General features: G+C 68.8%; 18 protein-coding genes. 5 read left to right on the top strand and 13 right to left on the bottom strand.

Annotation, left to right across the window (positions count from 1 at the left end; genetic code table 11):
- Positions 1–25: 25 nt before the first annotated feature.
- Positions 26–5,131, bottom strand: a complete 5,106-nt coding sequence (locus AC07O4_RS24900; RefSeq protein WP_495305934.1) for a DUF5801 repeats-in-toxin domain-containing protein — start codon at positions 5,129–5,131, stop codon at positions 26–28.
- Positions 5,132–5,417: 286 nt separating this feature from the next.
- Here AC07O4_RS24900 and AC07O4_RS24895 point away from each other — a divergent pair, with 286 nt between their 5' ends.
- Together AC07O4_RS24895 and AC07O4_RS24890 are read left to right on the top strand one after the other, a co-directional pair.
- A complete protein-coding gene (locus AC07O4_RS24895) occupies positions 5,418–6,248 on the top strand; it encodes a helix-turn-helix transcriptional regulator (RefSeq protein ID WP_495305933.1) in 831 nt (276 codons plus the stop codon).
- 113 nt (positions 6,249–6,361) lie between these two features.
- The gene (locus AC07O4_RS24890; RefSeq protein WP_493192925.1) at positions 6,362–6,871 is read left to right on the top strand and encodes a gluconokinase; all 510 of its coding nucleotides are present in this window, start codon (positions 6,362–6,364) and stop codon (positions 6,869–6,871) included.
- Between the two features lie 139 nt (positions 6,872–7,010).
- Here the strand turns inward: AC07O4_RS24890 and gnd are convergent, their stop codons facing one another.
- Positions 7,011–8,432: a decarboxylating NADP(+)-dependent phosphogluconate dehydrogenase gene (gnd, locus tag AC07O4_RS24885; protein ID WP_495305932.1), complete on the bottom strand. Its 1,422-nt coding sequence runs from the start codon at positions 8,430–8,432 to the stop codon at positions 7,011–7,013.
- Positions 8,433–8,560: 128 nt separating this feature from the next.
- On the opposite strand from gnd, the gene AC07O4_RS24880 reads away from it, so the two are divergent.
- Positions 8,561–9,550 carry an AraC-like ligand-binding domain-containing protein gene (locus AC07O4_RS24880; protein ID WP_495305931.1) on the top strand — a complete coding sequence of 330 codons (990 nt, stop codon included), beginning with the start codon at positions 8,561–8,563 and terminating at the stop codon, positions 9,548–9,550.
- Positions 9,551–9,557: 7 nt separating this feature from the next.
- Here the strand turns inward: AC07O4_RS24880 and AC07O4_RS24875 are convergent, their stop codons facing one another.
- The 6 genes from AC07O4_RS24875 to AC07O4_RS24850 are packed head-to-tail and all read right to left on the bottom strand — an operon-like array spanning position 9,558 to position 15,015.
- Positions 9,558–10,343, bottom strand: coding sequence for an SDR family oxidoreductase (locus tag AC07O4_RS24875; RefSeq protein WP_495305930.1), 786 nt, complete (start codon positions 10,341–10,343; stop codon positions 9,558–9,560).
- Positions 10,340–10,933: a cysteine hydrolase family protein gene (locus AC07O4_RS24870; protein WP_495305929.1), complete on the bottom strand. Its 594-nt coding sequence runs from the start codon at positions 10,931–10,933 to the stop codon at positions 10,340–10,342. Before AC07O4_RS24870 ends, AC07O4_RS24875 begins: the two co-directional genes overlap by 4 nt.
- A complete protein-coding gene (locus AC07O4_RS24865) occupies positions 10,930–11,415 on the bottom strand; it encodes an aromatic-ring-hydroxylating dioxygenase subunit beta (RefSeq protein WP_495305928.1) in 486 nt (161 codons plus the stop codon). The genes AC07O4_RS24870 and AC07O4_RS24865 overlap by 4 nt, the downstream gene beginning before the upstream one ends.
- A complete protein-coding gene (locus tag AC07O4_RS24860) occupies positions 11,412–12,767 on the bottom strand; it encodes an aromatic ring-hydroxylating dioxygenase subunit alpha (RefSeq protein ID WP_495305927.1) in 1,356 nt (451 codons plus the stop codon). Before AC07O4_RS24860 ends, AC07O4_RS24865 begins: the two co-directional genes overlap by 4 nt.
- A gap of 23 nt (positions 12,768–12,790) precedes the next feature.
- On the bottom strand, positions 12,791–13,756 hold the full coding sequence (locus AC07O4_RS24855) for a PDR/VanB family oxidoreductase (protein ID WP_495305926.1): 966 nt from the start codon (positions 13,754–13,756) through the stop codon (positions 12,791–12,793).
- Positions 13,753–15,015, bottom strand: a complete 1,263-nt coding sequence (locus AC07O4_RS24850) for a dienelactone hydrolase family protein (protein ID WP_495305925.1) — start codon at positions 15,013–15,015, stop codon at positions 13,753–13,755. The genes AC07O4_RS24855 and AC07O4_RS24850 overlap by 4 nt, the downstream gene beginning before the upstream one ends.
- Before the next feature lie 188 nt (positions 15,016–15,203).
- On the opposite strand from AC07O4_RS24850, the gene AC07O4_RS24845 reads away from it, so the two are divergent.
- On the top strand, positions 15,204–16,391 hold the full coding sequence (locus AC07O4_RS24845; protein WP_489057511.1) for an ABC transporter substrate-binding protein: 1,188 nt from the start codon (positions 15,204–15,206) through the stop codon (positions 16,389–16,391).
- A 10-nt stretch (positions 16,392–16,401) separates the two neighbouring features.
- Here the strand turns inward: AC07O4_RS24845 and AC07O4_RS24840 are convergent, their stop codons facing one another.
- The 5 genes from AC07O4_RS24840 to AC07O4_RS24820 form a co-directional block, all read right to left on the bottom strand.
- Positions 16,402–17,427, bottom strand: coding sequence for an AraC family transcriptional regulator (locus AC07O4_RS24840; protein ID WP_495305924.1), 1,026 nt, complete (start codon positions 17,425–17,427; stop codon positions 16,402–16,404).
- Between the two features lie 148 nt (positions 17,428–17,575).
- A complete protein-coding gene (gene arsH, locus AC07O4_RS24835) occupies positions 17,576–18,295 on the bottom strand; it encodes an arsenical resistance protein ArsH (protein WP_307637953.1) in 720 nt (239 codons plus the stop codon).
- Positions 18,279–18,710: an arsenate reductase (glutaredoxin) gene (arsC, locus tag AC07O4_RS24830; RefSeq protein ID WP_495305923.1), complete on the bottom strand. Its 432-nt coding sequence runs from the start codon at positions 18,708–18,710 to the stop codon at positions 18,279–18,281. The genes arsH and arsC overlap by 17 nt, the downstream gene beginning before the upstream one ends.
- Before the next feature lie 35 nt (positions 18,711–18,745).
- The gene (locus AC07O4_RS24825; RefSeq protein ID WP_495305922.1) at positions 18,746–20,032 is read right to left on the bottom strand and encodes an arsenic transporter; all 1,287 of its coding nucleotides are present in this window, start codon (positions 20,030–20,032) and stop codon (positions 18,746–18,748) included.
- A 303-nt stretch (positions 20,033–20,335) separates the two neighbouring features.
- Positions 20,336–20,653 (bottom strand): ArsR/SmtB family transcription factor, encoded by a 318-nt coding sequence (locus tag AC07O4_RS24820; RefSeq protein ID WP_354347296.1) that lies wholly within the window; start codon positions 20,651–20,653, stop codon positions 20,336–20,338.
- A 168-nt stretch (positions 20,654–20,821) separates the two neighbouring features.
- Between AC07O4_RS24820 and AC07O4_RS24815 the strand changes: the two genes are divergently transcribed.
- Positions 20,822–21,550, top strand: coding sequence for an alpha/beta fold hydrolase (locus AC07O4_RS24815; RefSeq protein ID WP_495305921.1), 729 nt, complete (start codon positions 20,822–20,824; stop codon positions 21,548–21,550).
- Position 21,551 lies beyond the last annotated feature (1 nt).

Genomic DNA, 21,551 nt, shown 5'->3' with positions numbered 1-21,551 from the left:
CCTCGCTTCCACGCAATGCCCGGGCCTACATGAAGAAGTCGTCCAGCGGTGGCGGCGCCACGACACCCACCAGCTGCACTTCGAAGTCGGCGGTGCCGTTGCCGTCGATATCGGCCTGCAGCGTCTGGGTGGCGACGTCGAACCTCAGCTGTCCGGCCACGTTGGTGAACGCCGCATCGCCGAGGTAGCTGAAGGCGTCGTCCGCGTTCGCGTTGCCCGAAATGGCGTCGATGCCCGACAGGTCGAGCGTGTCCGCACCGCTCATGAATCCGGTGACCACGTCCCGGTTCGCACCGGCCGCACTCTCGGCCACGGCATTGAAGTCGTAGATATCGTTGCCATCGCCCCCGGTGAGCGAGTCCTTGCCCAGTCCGCCGGTCAGCGTGTCGTTGCCGCCGCCGCCGTTGAGCGTGTCGTTGCCCGTGCTGCCCTGGATCGCTTCGTTGTCCGCGCCACCGGTGAAGGCGGTGCCGCCGACGATGCCGACGTCCAGCACCTGCGTCGCGGTGGCGTCGCCGTCGGCGTCCTTGACCGCCAGCGAGAACTGCAGGTTGGCGTCGAGCTGGCCGCTGTTGAGGGTGACGAAGCCGATGTCCGAGATCTTGATGACGTCGTTGTCGGACGTGGCCGCTTCGGGGTTGGCCGTGCCCGGTGTTCCCGAGAATTCCTGCAGCGTGGTGCTGTTGCCGCCGGCCCCGGTCAGTGCATTGAGGTTGATGGCCGTGCCCGTCACGCCTTCGGTCGACACCAGCAGCTGTGCCCCTTCGATGACGTAGTTCTCGGTGCCGGTGTTGAAGTCGTTCGACTCGATGATGACCGCGCCGTCGTTGTTGTCCAGCGAGATGCTGTACGGGGCCGGGATGGTGCCGCCGGATTTGATGATGTCGGCGTTGTCGATGATGATGGCCTTCGTCGTGCGGCTGCCGTCGTCCGGGTCCACCAGCTTGAGCACGAGCACCAGGTCCTCGCTGCCGATGCCGTCGAACTTGAGGAACATGCCGGCGGCCTGCGTGGTCGGCGTCGCAGTCGTGAAGCCGAACGGGTTCGCGGCGAAGAAGTCGAGGTCCAGCACCTCGCCCTGCTGGATCGTGTCGCCCGCCACGCCGTTGGCCAGGTTGGACACGCTCACCCACGTCCCTGCCTGCTTGAACAACTCGCCGTTCACGAAGGCGGTTCCGTTGGCCGTGCCCAACGGGGCTGCTGGAGCGATCGCCTGGATGTTGTTGGCACCGGTGCCGCCGCCCGGTTCGCTGTAGCCGGTGAACTGCACGAAGAAGTTGCTGCTCAACTGGGCCACCGACACGTCGGGCTGCGTCTGGTCGACCGTCGATGTGCCCACCGTGTAGCCGGTGAAGCCCAGCGCCTGGCCGGTCGAGACGGTGTTGAAGCCCGCGATGGGCGCATTCAGCGCGAGCGAGTAGGTGCCGTTCACCTTGTCGAAGCTCAGCGTGCCGGTTGCGTTGGTGGTGGTGGCCGAGCCCGGGTCCGGCTTGTAGCTGAAGCTGACGGCGAACGAGGCGCCCGTCGCCGTCTCGGACGACCAGGTCACCGTCGGGCTGGTGATCGCCGCATTGCCCACCGTGCCGGTCAGCGTGATCGCTGAAAAGTCGGAGTTGGAGACGCTGTAGCTCGACCGCGCGTCGGCGCCGATCTCGTAGTCGAAGGTGCCGGTGCCGCCAGGTGACGGGTTGCTGGTGTTCGCGTAGATGAGGTCGGTGCGGGCCAGGATGGTCGGGCCGTCGTCCTCGAAGTTCAGGGCCTGGCCGATGTTCAGGAAGTCCGAGCCCGTGTTCTGGTCGCCATCTTTGTCGGTGATGGTGTCGGTGCGGGTCAGCACGACCAGGTCGGCCGCGGCCAGCGTCTTCGAGTCGTCCGGGTTGGTGGCGTCCGGGTGCACGACGGCGCGCTGCTGGTCGAGCGTGACGAGGCCCGCGGCGTTCACGCTGACGGTGAAGACCAGCAATCCGCTGCCGACCGTGCGCCCTTCGACCACGCCGCCGGCGGTGAGGGTCAACACCACGCTCTGGTTGCTGAGCGTGTCGACCAGGCCCGAGGCAACGCCCGCGCTCTTGACGCTGAGCGCGTAGGCGCTGGTGACCGTGCCTGCGCCGTCCGCGCCGTAGGTCGGCGTGCTGGTGAAGTTGTCGGCGAAGCTGGCCGATGCGTTGGTGGCCAGGATGGTTTCGTCCACCGTCAGTGGATCGGCGGCCGCCGTGTCGGCCACCGTGATGCTCGGCCCGTCATCCTCGAAGTTCAAGGCCTGGCCGATGTTGAGGAAGTCCGCGCCCGTGTTCTGGTCGCCGTCCTTGTCGGTGACGGAGTCGGTGCGCGTCAGCACGATCAGGTCGGCCGCGGCGAGCGTCTTCGAGTCGTCCGGGTTGGTGGCGTCCGGATGCACGACCGCGCGCTGCTGGTCGAGCGTGACGAGGCCCGCAGCGTCCACGCTGACCGTGAAGACCAGCGCACCGCTGATGGCGGTACGCCCTTCGACCACGCCGGCGTTGACGGTCAGCACCACGCTCTGGTTCGTCAGGGTGTCGACGAGGCCCGAGGCGACGCCCGCGCTCTTGACGCTCAGCGCGTAGGCGCTGGTGACCGTGCCTGCGCCGTCGGCGCCGTAGGTCGGGGTGCTGGAGAAGTTGTCGGCGAAGCTGGCCGAGGCGTTGGTGGCCAGGGCGCTCTCGTCCACCGTCAACGCGTCGGGGGGCGCCGTGTCGGCGACCACGATGCTCGGGCCATCGTCCTCGAAGTTCAGGGCCTGGCCGATGTTCAGGAAGTCCGAGCCGGTGTTCTGGTCGCCGTCCTTGTCGGTGATGGTGTCGGTGCGGGTCAGCACGACCAGATCGGCCGTGGCCAGCGTCTTCGAGTCGTCCGGGTTGGTGGCGTCCGGATGCACGACGGCACGCAGCTGGTCGAGCGTGACGAGGCCCGCAGCGTCCACGCTGACGGTGAAGACCAGCGCACCGCTGATGGCGGTGCGCCCCTCGACCACGCCGGCGTTGACGGTCAGCACCACGCTCTGATTCGTCAGGGTGTCGACCAGGCCCGAAGCGACGCCCGCGCTCTTGACGCTGAGCGCGTAGGCGCTGCTGGTCGTGCCTGCGCCGTCCGCGCCATAGGTCGGCGTGCTGGAGAAGTTGTCGGCAAAGCTGGCCGACGCGTTGGTGGCCAGGGCGGTTTCGTCCACCGTCAATGCGTCGGGCGGTGCCGTGTCGGCGACCGCGATGCTCGGGCCGTCGTCCTTGAAGTTCAGGGCCTGGCCGATGTTGAGGAAGTCCGAACCCGTGTTCGGGTCGCCGTCCCTGTCGGTGATGGTGTCGGTGCGCGTCAGCACGATCAGGTCGGCCGCGGCCAGCGTCTTCGAATCGTCCGGGTTGGCGGTGTTCGGATGCACGATCGCACGCACCTGGTCGAGCGTGACCGTGCCGGCGGCGTTGACGCTCACCGTGAAGACGATGTCGCCCGTGGCGGCCGCCGCGGCGTCCGTGCCCTGGCGTCCCTCGACGACGCCCGAGGCATTGAGGAACAGGAACACGCTGTTGCCGGTGGCCACGTCGTCCAGCCCGGAGTCCGCGCCGCTGGTCTTCAGGCTCAGCGCGTAGGTGCTGCTGACCGTGCCTGCGCCGTCCGCGCCGTAGCTCGGCGTGCTGGAGAAGTTGTCGGCGAAGCTGGCCGACGCGTTGGTGGCCAGGGCGCTCTCGTCCACCGTCAATGCGTCAGGGGGCGCCGTGTCGGCCACCGCGATGCTTGGGCCGTCGTCCTCGAAGATCATCTGCGAGCCGATCTGCGCCGTGGCGGTGGACGACCTCAGCAGCCGGAAGCCCCCGATGTCGAAGTCCGCGTGCGTGTTGCCCGAGGCATTGAGGGCCGCCCCGTTCTCGATGAGCACGCGGTTGTGGTCCGCCGACGTCGTGTATTCGATCGATTGGCCGGCCACCACGCCGGTGATGGTCGCGACGCCGCCGGTGATGCTGATGGCGAGGCTCGAACTCAGTCCGCCTTCGGCACCGGCCGAGAAGGTTTCGAGCACGGCCCCGGTGACGGAATTGAGCACGCGCACGCTGGTGATCGCCACCGTCGCGTCGCCCGCATAGCCATCGATGAAGCTGTTGCCGGACTCCGCCGCCGTGCTGAAGGCCGAGATCTTGACCTGGGCACTCTTGCCGCTTTGCAGCTGCACCACGTCGAAGTCGGCGGTCCTCGCGCCGAACATGCCGGTGAAGTCGATGTTCGACTCCAGGTCGGCCTCGTTCTGGTCCAGGTTCGGAATGGTGACGTCCGCCCGGGCGCCCGTCACGAACGTGAAGCGGATGCCTTCCTGCTCGGTGATCATCTGGCTGTTGGTGCCGAACGTGGTCGGTCCGCCCGCCTTGCTGGTGTTGATCGTGTCGCCGGTCGAGATGTTGATGTCGTCGGCGGTGCTGTTGGGGTTGGCACCGGACTGGTTGGCCGGGTCCTTGCCGGTCGCGATGATCGACACGTTGGAGATCCGGCCATCGACGATGGTCGGACTGCCGGTCGTGAACATCAGGAACAGGTTCTGGCCGGAGGGCGCGTCCGCGAGGTTGAACTCCGTGTCCTGGCTGACGCTGACGAAGACCTTGTCCGTCAGGTCGATCGGATCGTCGGCGTTGGCCGCGTCGGGGTTCGACATCGCTTCGTACTGGACGGTCCAGATCTTGGCGCCGTTCACCGGGCTGCCGGTTTCTTCCAGGTAGGCGGCGAACACGACGGCATTGAGGGCGGTCTTTCCGTAGACGACGTTGTTGTTGGTCGCGTCGGTGTACAGGAAGATGTCTTCGCCGTCGGCGGTGTTGAGGCCGCTGTCCAGGCCGTTGAGCGGCGCGCCGTTCGCGTCCGTGAAGGACATGTCGGTGACCGTGCCCGTCACGCTGAACGTGAAGGCGTTGGTGCCGGTGTTGGTCCCGTTGTAGCCACTCAACGCCGCGTTGATGGCGGTGCCGACGCCTTGGGCCGCCAGGCGGGTGCTGAAGGCGGTGGGCAGCGAACTTGCGGAGATGTCATTGTCGTTACTGTCGCCGGCAGCAGCGGGAGTAGCGGCAAGGTTCTGCAAATTGGCGGATTCATCCAGGGTGACGGTCGAGCCGGCCGTCAGGTTGAGCGCAGCCATGGGAACTCCTTGGTTGAAAAGATGCGCCGACTGGAATCAGTGCTCCCGATTGACCTGCATGCACTGGCGATCAACCACGTTCACATATCAGCAGAAAGGGATGCTGAACCGCCGGGCTGCGCCCTGTCCATAGGATAAAAGTTGTCACCCACTGGGTGATGTGCCGCGCCGATCGCGCGCCCTTACCCTTTGATACCTTGCGAGGTCGGCAGACCTGTCGGTGCAAATTTGTGGTCTTTATCATTAAGCTCCGGCTGCCTCCCAATAGGCACCTCGGAGGGAAACCATGGAACAAGTCCCACTGCCGTCTGCTGGGCTGGAACCTGCGTGGAACGCAGACCCGCTGCCGTTCATGCAGGGCTTGCGTCCCCTGTCGCCATTCGCGCCCTCCGTGCCACCCGCGCTGTTGGCATCGGACTGCTTTCAACCGGCGTTCCCCGACCTCCCTTGCCCTGCGGCCGATCTCCGCGTGCCGGTGCTTGTCGCCACCGGCACCGGCCGCGCGTCACCGCGGTTCGGGCAGGGCCTGCTGGCCTCGCGGCAGCGGGCAGGGCGCATGTACGAGGTCGCGTGCGTGCAGGTGAACAGCCTCTTCGAGCTGGTAGCCCGCTGCCGGCCGCAGGCGCCTCGTCTGCTGCTGGTGGACATCGCGCTGATGGCGCCGGAGAGCGTCGCCAGCCTGGACGGTCTGCGCCGCCGCTTTCCCGCCACCGACTGGCTCCTCGGGTGGGAGGCGCCGTCCCCGCAGGGCCTGGACGCTGCGATCCGCAGCCAGGCGCGCGGCAGCGTCGAGTGGGCCGCGAGCGCCGAGCAGTTGGCGCAATCGCTGGATGCCGTGCTGGCGGGTACCCTGGGCTTTCCGGGGCCGGTGGTGCAGGCGCTGTACCTGTGCGTGCTGCGCGCGAAGGCCAGCGGCGGGCGGCCGGCGTCCGGCGGCACCACGCCGGCCTTCCGGCTGACCGCACGGGAAGACGAGGTGCTGTCGCTCATGCACCGGGACATGACCAACAAGCAGATCGCCGAGCGGCTCGGCATCAGTGTCAACACGGTCAAGAAGCACCTTGCGCACGTGTTCGCGAAGCAGGGGCCGCACAGCCGGCGCTGGCACCTCGTCTGAGCCGTGGCCGGCACCGGCTTTGCGCCCACCCGGGCGCCGACGCGGTAGATTCGTGACCGCGCGTGCCGGCTCCGGCACGCGCCTGTCAGCTTCAACAAAGGTCAAGGGTGCGCATGAACAGGGTCTGGCTCGTGGTGATGGGGGTTTCGGGCTGCGGCAAGTCCAGCATGGGCGCGGCGCTGGCCACGGCGCTCGGGCTGCCGCTGATCGAGGGCGATGACCACCACCCGCCCGCCAACGTCGACAAGATGAGCCGCGGCATCGCGCTCACCGACGCCGACCGCGCCGGCTGGCTGGCCACGCTGGGCCGCGCCCTGGCCGACGCGCCGCAGGGCGCCGTCATGACCTGCTCCGCGCTCAAGCGCAGCTACCGCGACCAGTTGCGCGCCGCCGCGCCGGGCCTGCGCTTCGTGTTCATGCAGATCGACCGCGCCGAAGCCGAGCGCCGCGTGGCCGCGCGCGCGGGCGCCGGGCTGCACATGTTCCCGGCCAGCCTCGTGGCCAACCAGTTCGCCACGCTCGAATCGCCGGTGGGCGAGGCCGGCGTGCTGGCGGTGGATGCGACGGCGCCGCTGGCGCAGTCGGTCGGCGTGGTGCGCGACTGGCTGGCCGACGCCGGCTGAGTCGCATCACCTGAAGAGGCGGCGAGCGGGCATTCACCAGAAACACCGCGGAACCGGCTTTGCCGGGCCGCTGGTGTTGCCCCCGGTAGGGGGTTGGCGAAGCGACACGAAGTGCGCGAAGCCTGGGGGCGAGCCCAATTTATTCGATGACTTCGGGCCAGTCCGTGTGGAAGAACTGGCCCTCCGGCTTGTCGACACGCTCGTACGTGTGCGCCCCGAAGAAATCGCGCTGCGCCTGCAGCAGGTTCGCGCTCAGGCGCGCCGTGCGGTAGCTGTCGTAGTAGGCCAGCGAGGCGCTGAAGGCCGGCACCGGAATGCCGTTGCTCACCGCCAGCGCCACCACTTCGCGCCAGCTCTGCTGCGTGCGGTTCAGCAGGTCTTGAAAGAACGGATCGAGCATCAGGTTGCCCAGCGCCGGGTCGCGGCGGAAGGCGTCGGTGATGCGGTTCAAAAAGCGCGCGCGGATGATGCAGCCGCCGCGCCAGATCGAGGCGATGCCGCCCAGGTCGAGCGGCCAGCCTTTCTTCTCGCCCATGGTCTGGATCAGGTCGAAGCCCTGCGTGTAGCTGATGACCTTCGAGGCGTAGAGCGCGTCGTGCACCTTGGCCACCAACGCCTTTTTTTCCAGCGACAGTGCGATCTTCGGCCCCTGCAGCAGCTGGCTGGCCGCCACGCGCTGCTTCTTCTGCGACGACAGCACGCGCGCCTCGACGGCGGCGTTGATGGTGCTGATGACCACCGCGTTCTCGGCCGCGTTCAGCAGCGTCCACTGGCCCGTGCCTTTCTGGCCGGCCTTGTCCAGGATGAGGTCGACCACCGGCTGGCCGGTTTCGGGGTCTTTCTGCTCGAGCGCCTTGGCGGTGATCTGGATCAGGTAGCTCTGCAGCTCGCCCTCGTTCCATTCGTTGAAGATCGCGGCCATCTCGTCGGTCGTGAAGCCGGCCGCCTTGAACAGGCTGTAGGCCTCGCAGATCAGCTGCATGTCGCCGTACTCGATGCCGTTGTGCACCATCTTCACGTAGTGGCCCGCGCCGCCCGGGCCGATGTGGATCACGCAGGGTTCGCCGTCGACCTTGGCCGCGATGCTCTCGAAGATCGGCTTCATCACCTCCCAGGTCGACGCCGGGCCGCCCGGCATGATCGACGGCCCCTTGCGCGCGCCTTCCTCGCCGCCCGACACGCCTGCGCCGATGAAGCGCAGGCCCTTGCTCGCAAGGTAGGCGTCGCGGCGTTCGGTGTCGGTGTACAGGCTGTTGCCGCCGTCGATGACGATGTCATCCTTGTCGAGCAGCGGAATGAGCTGCTCGATCACCTGGTCGACCGGCGCGCCGGCCTTCACCATGATCTGGATCTTGCGGGGCTTGGCCAGGCTCTGGACGAATTCTTCGAGCGTCTTCGCGCCCACCAGCTGCTTGCCGGGGTGGGCGGCAAGGAAGGCCTCGGTGGTGGCCTCGGTGCGGTTGTAGACGCTGACCTGGAAGCCGCGGCTTTCCACGTTCAGCACCAGGTTCTGTCCCATCACGGCCAGGCCGATCAATCCGAAATCGCTTTGCTTGCTCATGTGTGCCGGGCCCTTCGTGCGTGTGCGGTGGATGAAGCGGGCCATTGTGCCGGGCGCCTGCGCGGTGCGGCGTCGGAGGGCGTCTATACCCGCTTGGCAAACGGGCCCGGGCTGGCTATGTTGGCGGGATGACTTCCGCCGCCATGCCCGCAGCCCCTGCTGCGATCCACACCTGGTCGACCGACACCGTGCCGCCGCCGCAGCGGCTGGACTACTGGATCGGCGCGGTCTGCGAAGGCTTTCTCGAAATGGACGTGACCAGCCCGCTGGCCGGTGGCTTCGGCGCCTCGCTCGAATCCGCGCCGCTCGGGCCGCTGCACGTGAACCGCGTGCGCGGCAGCGCGCAGGACGTGTACCGCACGCGCCGCGCCATCGCCCACAGCCGCCACAACTTCTACTACCTGCTGTGCAAGGCCGACTCGCCCTGGGTCGCGGTGCAGGAAGAGCGCTCGGCGCGCCTGCTGCCCGGCGACGCGGTGCTGGTCGATTCGCGGCGCTGCTACGCCTTCCACCTGCAGCAGTCGGCCGACACGGTGTCGATCGAGCTGCCGACCGCGTGGGTCGAGTCGTGGCTGCCCGACGCCGGCGACCACGTGGCACGCCGCATCGACGGCCACAGCGGCTGGGGCGCGGCACTCAGCGGCTTCGCGCAGGCGCTGTCGCCCGAGGTGGCCCTGCGGCCGCCGCTGCCGGCGGCGCTGCTGGCAGACCAGCTCGGCGGCCTGCTGGCCCTGGCGCTCGGCCCGGGAGGCGGTGGGGCGATGCCCGACCCGTGCGGCCGCGCCGCCTTGCGCCAGCGCGTGCTCGACGCCACCCGCGAGCGCCATGCCGAGCCGGGCCTCACGGCCGCGGCCGTGGCGCAGGGGCTCGGCATCTCGGAGCGCAGCCTGCATCGCTGTCTCGCGGAAGGGGGCGAGGGCGCGACGACGTTCGCGAACGCGCTGGCCGCCTGCCGCATGCAGGTGGCGCAGCGCATGCTGGCCGATGCGCGCTTCGACCGTCTGAGCGTGGCGCAGATCGGCCTGCGCGTCGGGCTGGCCGACGCCTCGCACTTCGTGCGCCTGTGCCGCCGGCACCTGGGCGGCACGCCGGGGGCGCTGCGGCAGTCGCGCGGCTGAGCGCCGGCTACGCCTCGAACCAGTCGCGTGCCGACCGCCCCTGGTCCGGCCCCAGCATCGAAAAGCCGCCATCGACCGGGATGTCGGCACCGGTGACGAAGCGCGCCGCGTCCGAGCACAGGAACAGCACCACCTGCGCCACGTCGTCGCCGTCGCCCACGCGGCCCAGCGGATGCATCGGCGCGCCGACGCGGTCGGCCCGTGCGCGGTCGCCGTCCGCCATGCGCGACAGCGCGTCCGACCAGGTCCAGCCCGGCGACACCGAGTTCACCCGCACGCCCCGCGGCGCCAGCGTGGCGGCCTGGTTGCGCGTGAGCTGCAGGATGGCGGCCTTGGCCGCCGGGTACAGCGCCCGGCCCGCCGCGCCGAACTTGCCGCCGACGCTGCCCATGTTCACGATGGCGCCGCCGTGCGCGGCCAGCGCGTCGGCGGTCTTCTGCACCAGCATCGCGCCGGAGACCAAGTTGACGTTCAGCGCGCCCAGCCAGTCGGCGCGCGCGGCATCCAGGCCTGCATCGCCGTAGACCACGGCGTTGTTGATGAGGAAGTCGATGCGGCCTTCGGAGCGCAGCGTGCCAGCCACGAGCGCATCGAGCGCGTCGTCCGAGGCGATGTCGCAGGCGACGAAGCGGCAGCCCGCGCCCACGTCGGCCGCCAGCGCGGCGCCGCGCGCTGTGTCGATGTCGACTGCCACCACGCGCGCGCCGGCCTGCACGAAGGCGCGCACGATGGCACTGCCCAGCAGCGCGGCGGCGCCGGTCACGATCGCGACCTTGCCCTGCAGCGGGGTCATGCGTGGCCTCCCATCTGCGCCACGGCCTCATCCACGCGCACCACGTCCGCGAGCATCGCCAGGGTTTCCAGGCTTGCCGCCTGCAGGTGCGCCTGCGCGGTGCTGCAGGCGTCGGCGACCACCGCCACGTCGTAGCCCAGGTCGCTCGCATGGCGCGCGCCGTGCTCGACCACGTGGTTGGTCGCGATGCCAGCCACGTACAGGCGGCTGGCACCGGTGGCACGCACGGCGTCTTCGAGCCCGCTGGCCCAGAAGGGGTTGTTGCGCTTGTGGGTGACGACGGCCTCGCCCGGCCGCGGCGCGAGTTCGTCGTAGAAGCCCGCGCCCCAGCTGCCTTCCTGCACCGCGCCGCTCTCGGCCACGCGGCGGAACAGCGTGCAGTTGCGCAGGCAGTCGGCGTAGTCCGGCGCGAAGGCGATGCGCACGAAGATCACCGGCACGCCGTTCGCGCGCGCCCCGGCGATGAGCCGCGCGGCCGAGGCGATGAGGCGCGGGCGCGCCGGGTCGTCGGCGGCCACGCCCACGCGCACCTTGCCGTCGACGTGCAGCACGTCGTTCTGGTAGTGCATCGCCAGCAGCGCGGCCTTCACAGGAACACCTGCAGGGCTTCGTGCGGTGCGTCGCAGTTCACGAGGTCGACGCGCTTGGTCTGGATGCGCCAGCCGTCGTCGGCGCGGCGCAGCGTGTGCAGCACGCTGCCGCCGAAGGTGCGCTGTTCGGTCTTGCGCCACTCCAGCAGCAGGAACGTCGAGCGCACGGTGCAGCCTACGTCGTCGCGTGCTTCGAGCGCGATGTTGCCCAGCACGTGCACGGTGCGCGTGGGCGGCTGCTGCGAATAGGCGCGGGCCTGCTCGAGCCGCCGCGCGCGCATCGAGCGCAGCAGGGCGTCCTCGCAGAACAGCGACGCGTGGTTGAGGTGGTCGGCCTGGCCGTGCACCAGCGGTACCCAGTACAGGCCGTCGGGCGTGAAGAGCTTCTGCCATTCGTCCCAGCGGTGCTCGTCGAGCAGGCGTGCTTCGTGGTGCAGGAACTGTGTGAGGTCCTGCTGTTCGTTCCAGTCGCGGAAGTTCATTCGGCGCTCCCAGCCTGTGCACCCGTGTCGACGCCCATGTACCCGGCCCACGCCGCGAACATGTTGCGCGAGGGCATCTCGCTGTTGCCGTTGGACGCGCGCCCGCCCGGCAGCGGCTGGTCGCGCCCGGCGGCACGGTGCATGCTGACCCAGTCACCGCCGTCCGAGCCCAGGCCTTCCTGCACGCGGTTGTAGGCCTCCAGGTCGTCGGGCATCACGTTCGACGAGGGCGAGTTGACGATGTTGGTGTACTTGAGCGTGCGCTGGAAGGTGGCCTCGGGCGCACCCTTCAGGCGGAAGCTGAAGATCTCGACCAGCGTGCGGTCCACCGACAGCGGCCGGATCACGCGGATCTGCTGGAACGAGGTGTGCGGCGAGCAGCTCGGGTACACGATGGTGTTGTGCCGGTTCACACGCAGGATCTCGTCGGTGCGCTCGGCGCCCTTCGCGGCTTCGAGCGAGGCCACGTAGGCCAGGCTCACCGGGTCGGTCGGCGGCACGAAGATGCCTTCCATGAAGCCGTGGCCGTGGTCGTAGCCCTTGAGCTCCAGCTTCTCCCAGAACTCCAGCGGCTCGCCGTTGCCGTCGACGATCACCACCTCGAAGGGCTTGGGCGTGCCGGCCGGCATGGCCTCGTGCTCTTCCTTGGCCGCGCGCCACGACGACTCGTGCGTGGCCACGGCGTGGATGGTGTCGTGCAGGTTCTCGAAGAAGATCTTCCAGTTGTTGCGCTGGATCACGCGCTGAACGCCGCCGGCCACTTCCACTTCGCCCTCGGGCGCGCGGTCGCAGAAGTTGTCGAGCGACGTGGCCACGCCGCCCAGGAACTCTTTCAGCTCGGGTCCGTCTTCCGACAGGCTCGCGAACACGAAGCCGCGGTGCGAGGCCACGCGCGCCACCTTGCGCACGCCGTACTGCGGGTCCTTCAGGTCGAGCGCGGTGCATTCGTAGCCGCTGCGCAGCGGCACCGACAGCAGGCTGCCGTCGCACTTGAAGGTCCAGCCGTGGTACAGGCAGCGCAGGAACTTGCCGGCGCTGCCGCTGCCGTCGGGCACGAGCTTGGCGCCCTTGTGCGGGCAGCGGTTGAACATCACATGCACCTGGCCGTCGGTGTGCCGCACCATCACCACGGGCTCGCGGCCCAGGCGGGTGGTGAAGTAGTCGCCGGGCTTGGGCACCTGGCTTTCGTGGCCGATGTAGATCCAGGCCTGGCCGAACACGCGGTCCATTTCCAGCTCGAAGATGGCGGGGTCGGTGTAGACGCGCTTGTGCACGCGGTCGGGCTGCACGAGCGACTGGATGTCGATCGGGTTGGTCGCCGCCATGGGGATGATGGGGATCACGGAATTCATCGGGTGGGTCTCCTGAAACGTCGTCAGATGTCGAGCACCAGGTGCGGCGTCTTGGCGCGCGACACGCAGGTGCACAGGGTCTTGCCGTCCGCCTTCTCGCGCGGACTGAGGTTGTGGTCGCGGTGGTCGGGCACGCCCTCGACCACGTCCACCACGCACACGCCGCAGTCGCCCTGGCGGCAGTCGTACAGCGGGTCCAGGCCCGCGGCGATGAGCACGTCGAGCAGGCTCTGGTCGGGCGCCACGGTCAGCGTCTTGCCCGAGCGCAGCGTGCGCACCTCGAAGGGCGCGTCGCCCGCCTGCTCGATGGCACCGGCGAAGAGTTCGAAATGCACGTGGTCGTCGGGCCAGCCGAGCGCGCGGGCGGTGTCGACCACGGCCTGCACCATGCCGCGCGGACCGCACACATGCAGGTGGCGACCGGGCACGGGCGCGGCCAGCAGCGCGCGCAGGTCGAGGCCGCGTGCCGGGTCGCCGCCGTCGTGCACCACGGTGCCACCGAGCGCGCGAACCTCGTGCAGGTAGGCCGTGGCTTCTTCGCTGCGCGTGGCGTAGACGAACTCGAAGGGGCGCGCTTCGACCGCGAGCGAGCGCGCCATGCACAGCAGCGGCGTGATGCCGATGCCGCCGGCAATGAGCAGCGGCGGCGCGCTGCCCGCGTGCAAGGCGAAGTCGTTGCGCGGTGCGTGCGCGGCCAGCGCGGTGCCCGGTTGCAGCGCGTGCATCCAGGCCGAGCCGCCCGCGCCCTGGGGCTCGCACAGCACCGCGATCTCGCAGCGGTCGGAGCCGTCGTGCGGCTTGGCGAGCGAGTAGGCACGCTGACCCGGGTGGCCGTTGGCCTGCACCACCTGCACGCCCAGGTGCGCGCCCGGCGTGAACGGCGGCAGCGGCTCGCCATTCGCCGAGCGCAGCACGAAGGCCTTGATGGCCGGCGTGAGCGGCGTGACCGCGTCCACGACCAGCGCCAGCATGTCGGAGGCGCCGCTCATCCCAAGGGCAGCGCCGGGTCGGCGATGGTGAGGCCGGTCGATTTTTCCCAGCGCGGCATCAGCGTGTTCGACGGCTGCGTCTCGTCGACCAGCTTGCGTGCCGTCTCGGCGCCGGCCACGGGCAGGCCCTTCGGATCGAGCAGGCCGATCTGCACCAGCACGCTGGCCTGGTCCCAGTAGATGTGCTCGTGGTACAGCTTGTCGCCGCGGAACTTCACGATGGCCACGAGCGGAATCTCCACCGGCTTGCCGGTGGGCGCGATGCCCGGCAGCAGCCAGTCGATCTCGACCGTGTGGGTGAAGCTGAACAGCATCTCGTCCACGATCTGCGTCGCGCCCACGGTGCGCGAGATGGGCGTGAGTCGCGTGTCGGGCGGTGTGCTCGGAATGAAGTGGTGCTTGTAGAAGCGCGACAGCTCCTTGGCACCCACGCCGCCGGTCATGGTCGGGATGTGGTTCACGTAGGGCTCGCTCACCATCGTGGCCATGGTGGCGACCACGTCGCGCGTGGCGAACTCGTACTCGCAGTGCTTGTCCCACAGCGCCGAGAGGTCGTACACCGGGCCGATCGCGTCCTTGAACAGCGCCATCGAGCGCTGGTGCGCCATGAGCGTGGAGGGCTTGTCGAAATGGTCGCCGCCGGTGCGCGCAAACGCATGGTCGACGCCAGGGTAGACATGCATCTGCGCATCGGGCTGGCCGGCGAAGGCTTCGAGCACCTGGGCGCGGGCCTCGGATGGGCAGAACTGATCGAGCTCGGCGAAGTGCAGGGCGATCGGGCATTTGATTTGCGGCACGAGGTCGAGTGCGCCTTCGATGCCCACGCCGTAATAGCCCACGGCCGCGTCCACGCCCGAATGCGCGGCGGCCAGGTAGGCCAGCTTGCCGCCGAGGCAGAAGCCCAGCGCGCCGACCTTGCCGGTGCAGGCCGGGTGCGCGCGCAGCGCCTTCACGCTCGCCGTGACGTCGGCCACGCCGGCTTCGATGTCGAACTTCTGGAAGAAGCCGAAGGCGCGCTGCCAGTCTTCGGGCGAGTAGCCCAGATCGACACCGGGCTCCATGCGCCAGAACAGGTCGGGCGCGAGCACCACGTAGCCTTCTTCGGCGTAGAGGTCGGCCACCTCGCGCACGTAGGCATTGACGCCGAAGATCTCCTGGCACAGCACGATGCCGGGGCCGCGCCCCGAGGCCGGCAGGGCCAGGTAGCCGCCAAAGGTCTGGGTGCCGTCGCCGGCCGGGATGTCGATGGTGTCGCTCATCGGTTCGTCTCTCGAAGTGGTGGGGTCGGCGGCGATTCTGGGGAGCGCGCCGGGGCGTTGTCTGTCCATTTCGTGCAGCGGTTTGCGCCGCACGAAACGGATAGCGGGGCGTCGCCGCCGCACAGAGACTGCGCCCTGCATTTGCTGCCCCCCCCACGTTCAACGAACTCACCCCGAGGAGACCTTTCATGTCGCAGGCCACGCCCCGATCCGTCTTGTGCGCGCTCACCGTCCTGGTGGGCGCGCTGGCTTTACCCGCGCAGGCGCAGACCGTGAAAGTCGGCCTGGCGATGGACCTGTCCGGCCCGTTCGCCGTCGGCGGCGCCGAGGCCAAGGCCGGCTTCGCCGTGGCGATGAAGCAGCTGGGCGGCAAGCTCGGCGGCGTGCCGGTGGAGTTCGTCGAGGCCGACACGGCCGGCAACCCCGAGATGGCGCGCCAGGTGGTCGAGCGCATGCTGCTGCGCGACAAGATCGACCTGTTCACCGGGCCCGTCGGCTCGTCGGTCGCGCTGGCCGTCGGCCCGCCGCTCTTCGCCGCCAAGGTGCCTTATCTGTCGAGCAACACCGGCCCGAGCGACTATTCGGGCGCGCGCTGCAACCCGTACTTCTTCGGCGCCTCGTACCCGAACGACGCGTACTACGAGTCGGCCGGCAAGTTCGCGAGCGACAAGGGCTTCAAGAAGGTCGCGATGATCGCGCCCAGCTACCCCGGCGGCAAGGACGCCATCAACGGCTTCAAGCACACCTTCAAGGGCGCCGTGGGCGACGAGCTGTACACCAAGCTCGGGCAGCTCGACTACTCGGCGGAGCTGGCGCAGATTCGTGCGTCGAAGCCCGATGCGCTGTACTTCTTCCTGCCCGGTGCGATGGGCGTGAGCTTCATCAAGCAGTTCGTCGGCGCGGGGCTGTCGAAAGACGTGGCGCTGATCTCCACCGCTTTCTCGGCCGACGAGGACATGATCCCCGCCGTCGGCGAGCCGATGCTGGGCCTCTTCAACACCGCGCACTGGTCGTTCGACCTCGACAACCCGGCCAACCAGCGCTTCGTGGCCGCGTTCCGCCAGCAGAACAACGGGCGCAACCCGTCGTTCTATGCCGGCCAAGCCTACGACGTGCTGATGGCGATGGATGCGGCCGTGCGCGACGTCGGCGGCAAGGTGGCCGACAAGCCCGCGCTGCTCAAGGCGATCAAGGCGGCGAACTACAAGTCGGTGCGCGGCGATTTCCGCTACGGCCCCAACAACTTCCCGATCCAGAACTACTACCTGCGCGTGGTCGCCAAGGACGGCAGCGGGCGCATCGCCAACAAGGTGATCGGCACCGTGCTGGAGCGCTACCAGGACCGCACCGCCGCGCAGTGCGCGATGAAGTCCTGAGGATGTGTGTTCAGTGCCGCGCGGCAGGCAGCCGCGCGGGGTCGCGTGAGGTGTCGCGCGGCAGCTGCCCGAAGCGCTCGCGGTAGCAGGCGGCAAAGCGGCTCAGGTGCGAGAAGCCGCAGTTCAGCGCCACCTCGGTGACGCTGGCGCCGTCGTGCCGCGCCAGCTGCGCGTGCGCGGCATCGAGCCGCATGTTGCGCAGCACCTCGCCGGGCGAGAGGTCGCGGTGGCGCCTGAAGAGCAGTGCGAGGCCGCGGCGCGTGACGCCCGCGGCCTGTGCCACGTCTTCGAGCGAGAGCAGCGAGTCGAGCCGCTCGCGCATGAATTCTTCGGCCCGGCGCAGCTGCCGCAGGCTGGTTTCCTCGCTGCCGCGCTGCGCGTCGGCATGCCGCTGCAGCACCGAGTTCGGCCGGTGGCACAGCAGGTAGAGCATGAGGTTGTCTTCGCAGTGCGCGAGCCAGCGCGGGTCGTAACGCTCGAACTCGGTGGGCGGCAGCAGCGAAGCCAGGCTCGCCACCATGCGGCACCACTGCGTGCCCGCCGCGTCGTCCAGGCGCAGGGGCATGTCGAAATCGATCTCGCCCACGGTGTCGCCGCCGCGCAGCGCGAAGGCATGGCGCGCCACCTCCTGCAGGCGGCTGAGTTCGATCTTCAGCATCAGCTGTTCGCAGTCGGCGTGCCAGCGCAGGCGCACCGGCTTGTGGGCGGAAATGATGGCGCCCTGGCCGGGGTGGATCTGCAGCGTCTGCCCGCCGGTGTGGATGTCGGCACGGCCGCGCAGCGGCATCTGCACCAGCACGAAGTTGCCGAGCGCGTCGGGCTCGATGTCGACATCGCAGCCGTAGCGCAGGATGCACAGCGACAGTGCGCTCATCTCGGCGCGGCAGAAGATCGCATCGACATCGCCCGAGCGCCACACGCTGCGGTGCGGCTTCAGCTCATGGGCCACGCGCGCGTGCGTCTCTTCGGCCTCGCGCGAGCGGAAGACCTCGCGCCTGTACAGCGGGGACAGTTGCTGACTCGACCATGCGTCCATGGACACTCCTGCGGGGCCAAAGTGGGGGAAAGCGACGGAAACGGACGCTTTTTTCTACGCTGGAATCTACGTGGGTGCGCCGCGCGCCGCCATGGGAGTTGCCCGGGCAACGGGCGTCCCCGTTGCAAGAAGCTTGCCGGCCCTGTGTCTAAATGCTGCGCAGGTTGACCCGCTTGGACAGGGCCTCCGCGCTCTCGCGCCGCTCGCTGTAGCGGTCGACCAGATGGTCCGCGCAGTCGCGCGTGAGCAGCGTGAACTTGACCAGCTCTTCCATCACGTCGACCACGCGCTCGTAGTAGGGCGAGGGCTTCATGCGGCCCGCGTCGTCGAACTCGAGAAAGGCCTTGGCCACCGACGACTGGTTGGGGATGGTGATCATGCGCATCCACCGGCCCAGCACGCGCAGCTGGTTCACCGCGTTGAACGACTGCGAGCCGCCCGACACTTCCATCACCGCGAGCGTCTTGCCCTGCGTGGGCCGCACCGAGCCGACGGCCAGCGGAATCCAGTCGATCTGCGCCTTCATGATCCCGGTCATCGCGCCGTGGCGTTCCGGCGAGGTCCACACCATGCCTTCGGCCCACTGCGCGAGATCGCGCAGCTCCTGCACCTTCGGATGGTCTTCGGGTTCGCCGTCGGGCAGCGGAAGGCCGCGCGGGTCGTAGATGCGGGGCTCGGCGCCCATCGCGCGCAGCAGGCGCGCGGCCTCTTCGGTCAGCAGGCGGCTGTAGGAGCGCTCGCGCAGCGATCCGTACAGCAACAGGATGCGCGGCGCGTGCGTGGCGCGTTCGGCGGGCAGAAGCTCCTGCAGGCGGGGAACATGGAACGCATCGGCGTCGACGTGTGGCAGATCAGGGCTTGGCGACACGCTGGCCTTTCGCGTCGATCACGGCTTCGCCGTCTTCCTTGGCGAACGCGCCTTGCTGCGGCCTGGGCAGGATGTCGAGCACGGCTTCCGAAGGGCGGCACAGGCGCGTGCCCAGTGGCGTGACGACGATGGGGCGGTTGATGAGGATCGGGTGCTGCAGCATGAAGTCGATGAGCTGTTCGTCGCTCCACTTCGGATCGCCCAGGTCCAGTTCGTCGTACGGCGTACCTTTCTGGCGCAGCACCTCGCGCACGGGCACGCCCATTGCCGCGATGAGCTGTGTGAGCGTGGCGCGGTCGGGCGGGGTCTTCAGGTACTCGATGACGGTGGGCTCGTCGCCCGTGTTGCGGATCAGCGCGAGCACGTTGCGCGAGGTGCCGCAGGCAGGGTTGTGATAGATGGTGATGTCGCTCATGGCAGGCTCGTTGGAGAAGAAGAAAGAAAAATGGGTCAGCCCAGGCTGAGGCGCAGCGCCAGCGCGGCGAGCGTGGCGGCCAGCACGGGCAGGGTCAGCACGATGCCGATGCGGAAGTAGTGGCCCCAGGTGATGGTCATGCCCTTCCTGGCGAGCACGTGCAGCCACAGCAGCGTGGCCAGGCTGCCGATGGGCGTGATCTTCGGACCGAGGTCGCAGCCGATCACGTTGGCATAGACCATGGCCTCCTTCACGAGGCCGACCGCGCCTGAGGCCTCGATCGACAGCGCGCCGACCAGCACGGTCGGCATGTTGTTCATGACCGAGGAGAGCACCGCCGCGAGAAAGCCGGTGCCCATGGCCGCGCCCCAGACGCCGCCTTGCGCGAACAGGTTCAGCAGCGTGGCGATCTGGCCGGTGAGCCCGGCGTTGCGCAGCCCGTAGACCACGAGGTACATGCCCAGCGAGAAGACCACGATCTGCCAGGGCGCGCCGCGCAGCACCTGGCGCGTGCCGATCACCGGGCCGCGCGCCGCCACCGCGAGCAGGATCACCGCGCCGAAGGCGGCCACGGCGCTCACCGGCACGCCCAGCGGCTCCAGGCCGAAGAAGCCCACGAGCAGCAGCGCGAGCACGACCCAGCCGGCGCGGAAGGTGTCGCGGTCGCGGATCGCGTCGGCGGGCTTCTTGAGGCGGGCCATGTCGTAGTGGGCGGGAATGTCGCGCCGGAAGCACCACAGCAGCACGCCCAGGCTCGCGAGCACGGCCGCGACGTTGACCGGCACCATCACCGAGGCGTATGCGTTGAAGCCGATGCCGAAGAAGTCGGCCGACACGATGTTCACGAGGTTCGACACGATGAGCGGCAGGCTGGCCGTGTCGGCAATGAAGCCCGCCGCCATGACGAACGCCAGGGTGGTGGCCGGCGTGAAGCCGAGCGCCACGAGCATCGCCATCACGATGGGCGTGAGGATCAGTGCTGCGCCGTCGTTGGCAAAGAGGGCCGAGACCGCGGCGCCCAGCAGCACGATGAAGGCGAACAGCCGCCGGCCGTTGCCGCGTCCCCAGCGCGCCACGTGCAGCGCGGCCCACTCGAAGAAGCCGGCTTCGTCGAGCAGCAGGCTGATGAGGATGACCGCGATGAAGGTCGCGGTGGCGTTCCAGACGATGGCCCAGACGACGGGGATGTCGGTGAGCTGCACCACGCCGAAGAGCAGGGCGATGACGGCGCCCAGGGAGGCGCTCCAGCCTATGCCCAAACCGCGTGGTTGCCAGATGACGAGCACGAGCGTGAAGATGAAGATGAGGAGGGCGGGGATCATGTTCTTCTGTTCAGGGCGTGTGCACAGGCCACCGGGTACTTCCCTCCGCGAATGTCCCCCGCCCTTCGGGCTCCTCCTTGATTTCGCTGCGGGAAGCACCCGGTGTCCTGCGCACGGGGACGCGCTGTTGGTGTGCGCCGATCAACGACTGCACTGCCCCATGCTCACGTCGATGGGGTGCCTTGCGCAGCGAAATCAAGGGGGAGGCCGCAGGCCGGAGGACATTCGCGGAGCAAGGTGCCCCGTCGGCGGGAGCACGCCAGAGCGCACGCACGCTGCGTGCAACAGCACAAGCTTTCATGGTCAGCAGTCGCAGGTGCTCGCCGGAAGACAGGCTTCCCCCTGGCAGCAGTTCTCGGTGAGGTAGCCGAGCAGGCCGTTCATCCGCTCGAACGACGCGCGGTAGATGAGGTTGCGCCCCTGGCGCTCCTGCGAGACCAGGCTCGCGTTCACCAGCTCCTTGAGGTGAAACGACAGCCCCGTGGCCGACACCGCCAGCGCTTCGGTCAGCGCACCCGGCGTCAGCCCGTCGGGCCCCGCGACCACCAAGGCACGGAACACCCGCAGGCGCACGGGTTGCGCGAGTGCGCCCAGGGCGCGGACCACATCGTTTTCTTCCATTGTTCAAGTATCTTTGAATTATTGAATCGAGGCAACCCGAAAGACCAAGAGACCGGTGGCACGAATCGGCCATCGCCCTGGCAGGCAGCGGCCATCCACGACGTACCGCTTTTTCTACAGTCGCCTTCGGCTCATCCCCCAACGACGCATTCAACGAAGGAGACACCCATGTCCGACACCTATGTTCTGGTTCACGGCGCCTGGCACACCGGCGCCGAAATGGAGGCCGTGGCCGACGGCCTGCGCGCGGCCGGCCACACCGTGCATTGCCCCACCGTGGCGGGCAACAACCCCGGCGACGACCGCGCGGGCACCGGCCTGGCCGATGCCATTGCGTCGGTGGTCCGCTTCATCGAGGGCAAGGACCTCACGCAGGTGCGGCTCGTGGGCCACAGCTACGGCGGCATGGTGATTTCGGGCGTGGCCGACCGTATCGCGGCGCGGCTGCGGCGGCTGGTCTACATCAATGCCTTCGTGCCGCTCGACGGCGAGGCGCTCAACGACATGGTGCCGCCGCATTACGTGACCATGTTCGACGCGGTGGCGGCCGCCAACAAGAACGCCGTGATGCTGCCCTTCGAGATCTGGCGCGAGGCCTTCATCAACGACGCCGACCTGCCGCTGGCGCAGTCCGCCTACGACAAGCTCAACCCGCACCCGTACCGCACCTTCACCGACAAGATCCAGCTGAAGCAGCCGCTGGCGGCGCTGGCGCTGGGCAAGTCGTACGTCAATTGCCAGCAGGACACGGCGCTGCCGCACAGCCTGCCGTGGCATCCGCGGCTGTCGGAGCGGCTGGGGTTGTTCCGGCTCGTGGAGTGCCCGGGCAGCCACGAGATGTTCTTCTCGAACCCGCAGCGGCTGGCGCAGGCGATCCTCGAAGCGGGGCGCGACTGAC

It is taken from the genome of Variovorax sp. GW821-FHT09D04 (assembly GCF_059416405.1).
This window is presented reverse-complemented; position numbering and strand designations above follow the sequence as displayed.

What these genes read in the sequence shown, in the direction of transcription:
- AC07O4_RS24825 (WP_495305922.1), bottom strand. Translation starts at nt 20,032, where the DNA reads ATGATCCCCGCCCTCCTCATCTTCATCTTCACGCTCGTGCTCGTCATC.
- gnd (WP_495305932.1), bottom strand. Translation starts at nt 8,432, where the DNA reads ATGAGCAAGCAAAGCGATTTCGGATTGATCGGCCTGGCCGTGATGGGA.
- AC07O4_RS24845 (WP_489057511.1), top strand. Translation starts at nt 15,204, where the DNA reads ATGTCGCAGGCCACGCCCCGATCCGTCTTGTGCGCGCTCACCGTCCTG.
- AC07O4_RS24815 (WP_495305921.1), top strand. Translation starts at nt 20,822, where the DNA reads ATGTCCGACACCTATGTTCTGGTTCACGGCGCCTGGCACACCGGCGCC.
- AC07O4_RS24840 (WP_495305924.1), bottom strand. Translation starts at nt 17,427, where the DNA reads ATGGACGCATGGTCGAGTCAGCAACTGTCCCCGCTGTACAGGCGCGAG.
- arsC (WP_495305923.1), bottom strand. Translation starts at nt 18,710, where the DNA reads ATGAGCGACATCACCATCTATCACAACCCTGCCTGCGGCACCTCGCGC.
- AC07O4_RS24865 (WP_495305928.1), bottom strand. Translation starts at nt 11,415, where the DNA reads ATGAACTTCCGCGACTGGAACGAACAGCAGGACCTCACACAGTTCCTG.
- AC07O4_RS24855 (WP_495305926.1), bottom strand. Translation starts at nt 13,756, where the DNA reads ATGAGCGGCGCCTCCGACATGCTGGCGCTGGTCGTGGACGCGGTCACG.
- AC07O4_RS24900 (WP_495305934.1), bottom strand. Translation starts at nt 5,131, where the DNA reads ATGGCTGCGCTCAACCTGACGGCCGGCTCGACCGTCACCCTGGATGAA.
- AC07O4_RS24820 (WP_354347296.1), bottom strand. Translation starts at nt 20,653, where the DNA reads ATGGAAGAAAACGATGTGGTCCGCGCCCTGGGCGCACTCGCGCAACCC.
- AC07O4_RS24880 (WP_495305931.1), top strand. Translation starts at nt 8,561, where the DNA reads ATGACTTCCGCCGCCATGCCCGCAGCCCCTGCTGCGATCCACACCTGG.
- AC07O4_RS24850 (WP_495305925.1), bottom strand. Translation starts at nt 15,015, where the DNA reads ATGAGCGACACCATCGACATCCCGGCCGGCGACGGCACCCAGACCTTT.
- AC07O4_RS24895 (WP_495305933.1), top strand. Translation starts at nt 5,418, where the DNA reads ATGGAACAAGTCCCACTGCCGTCTGCTGGGCTGGAACCTGCGTGGAAC.
- AC07O4_RS24875 (WP_495305930.1), bottom strand. Translation starts at nt 10,343, where the DNA reads ATGACCCCGCTGCAGGGCAAGGTCGCGATCGTGACCGGCGCCGCCGCG.
- AC07O4_RS24860 (WP_495305927.1), bottom strand. Translation starts at nt 12,767, where the DNA reads ATGAATTCCGTGATCCCCATCATCCCCATGGCGGCGACCAACCCGATC.
- AC07O4_RS24890 (WP_493192925.1), top strand. Translation starts at nt 6,362, where the DNA reads ATGAACAGGGTCTGGCTCGTGGTGATGGGGGTTTCGGGCTGCGGCAAG.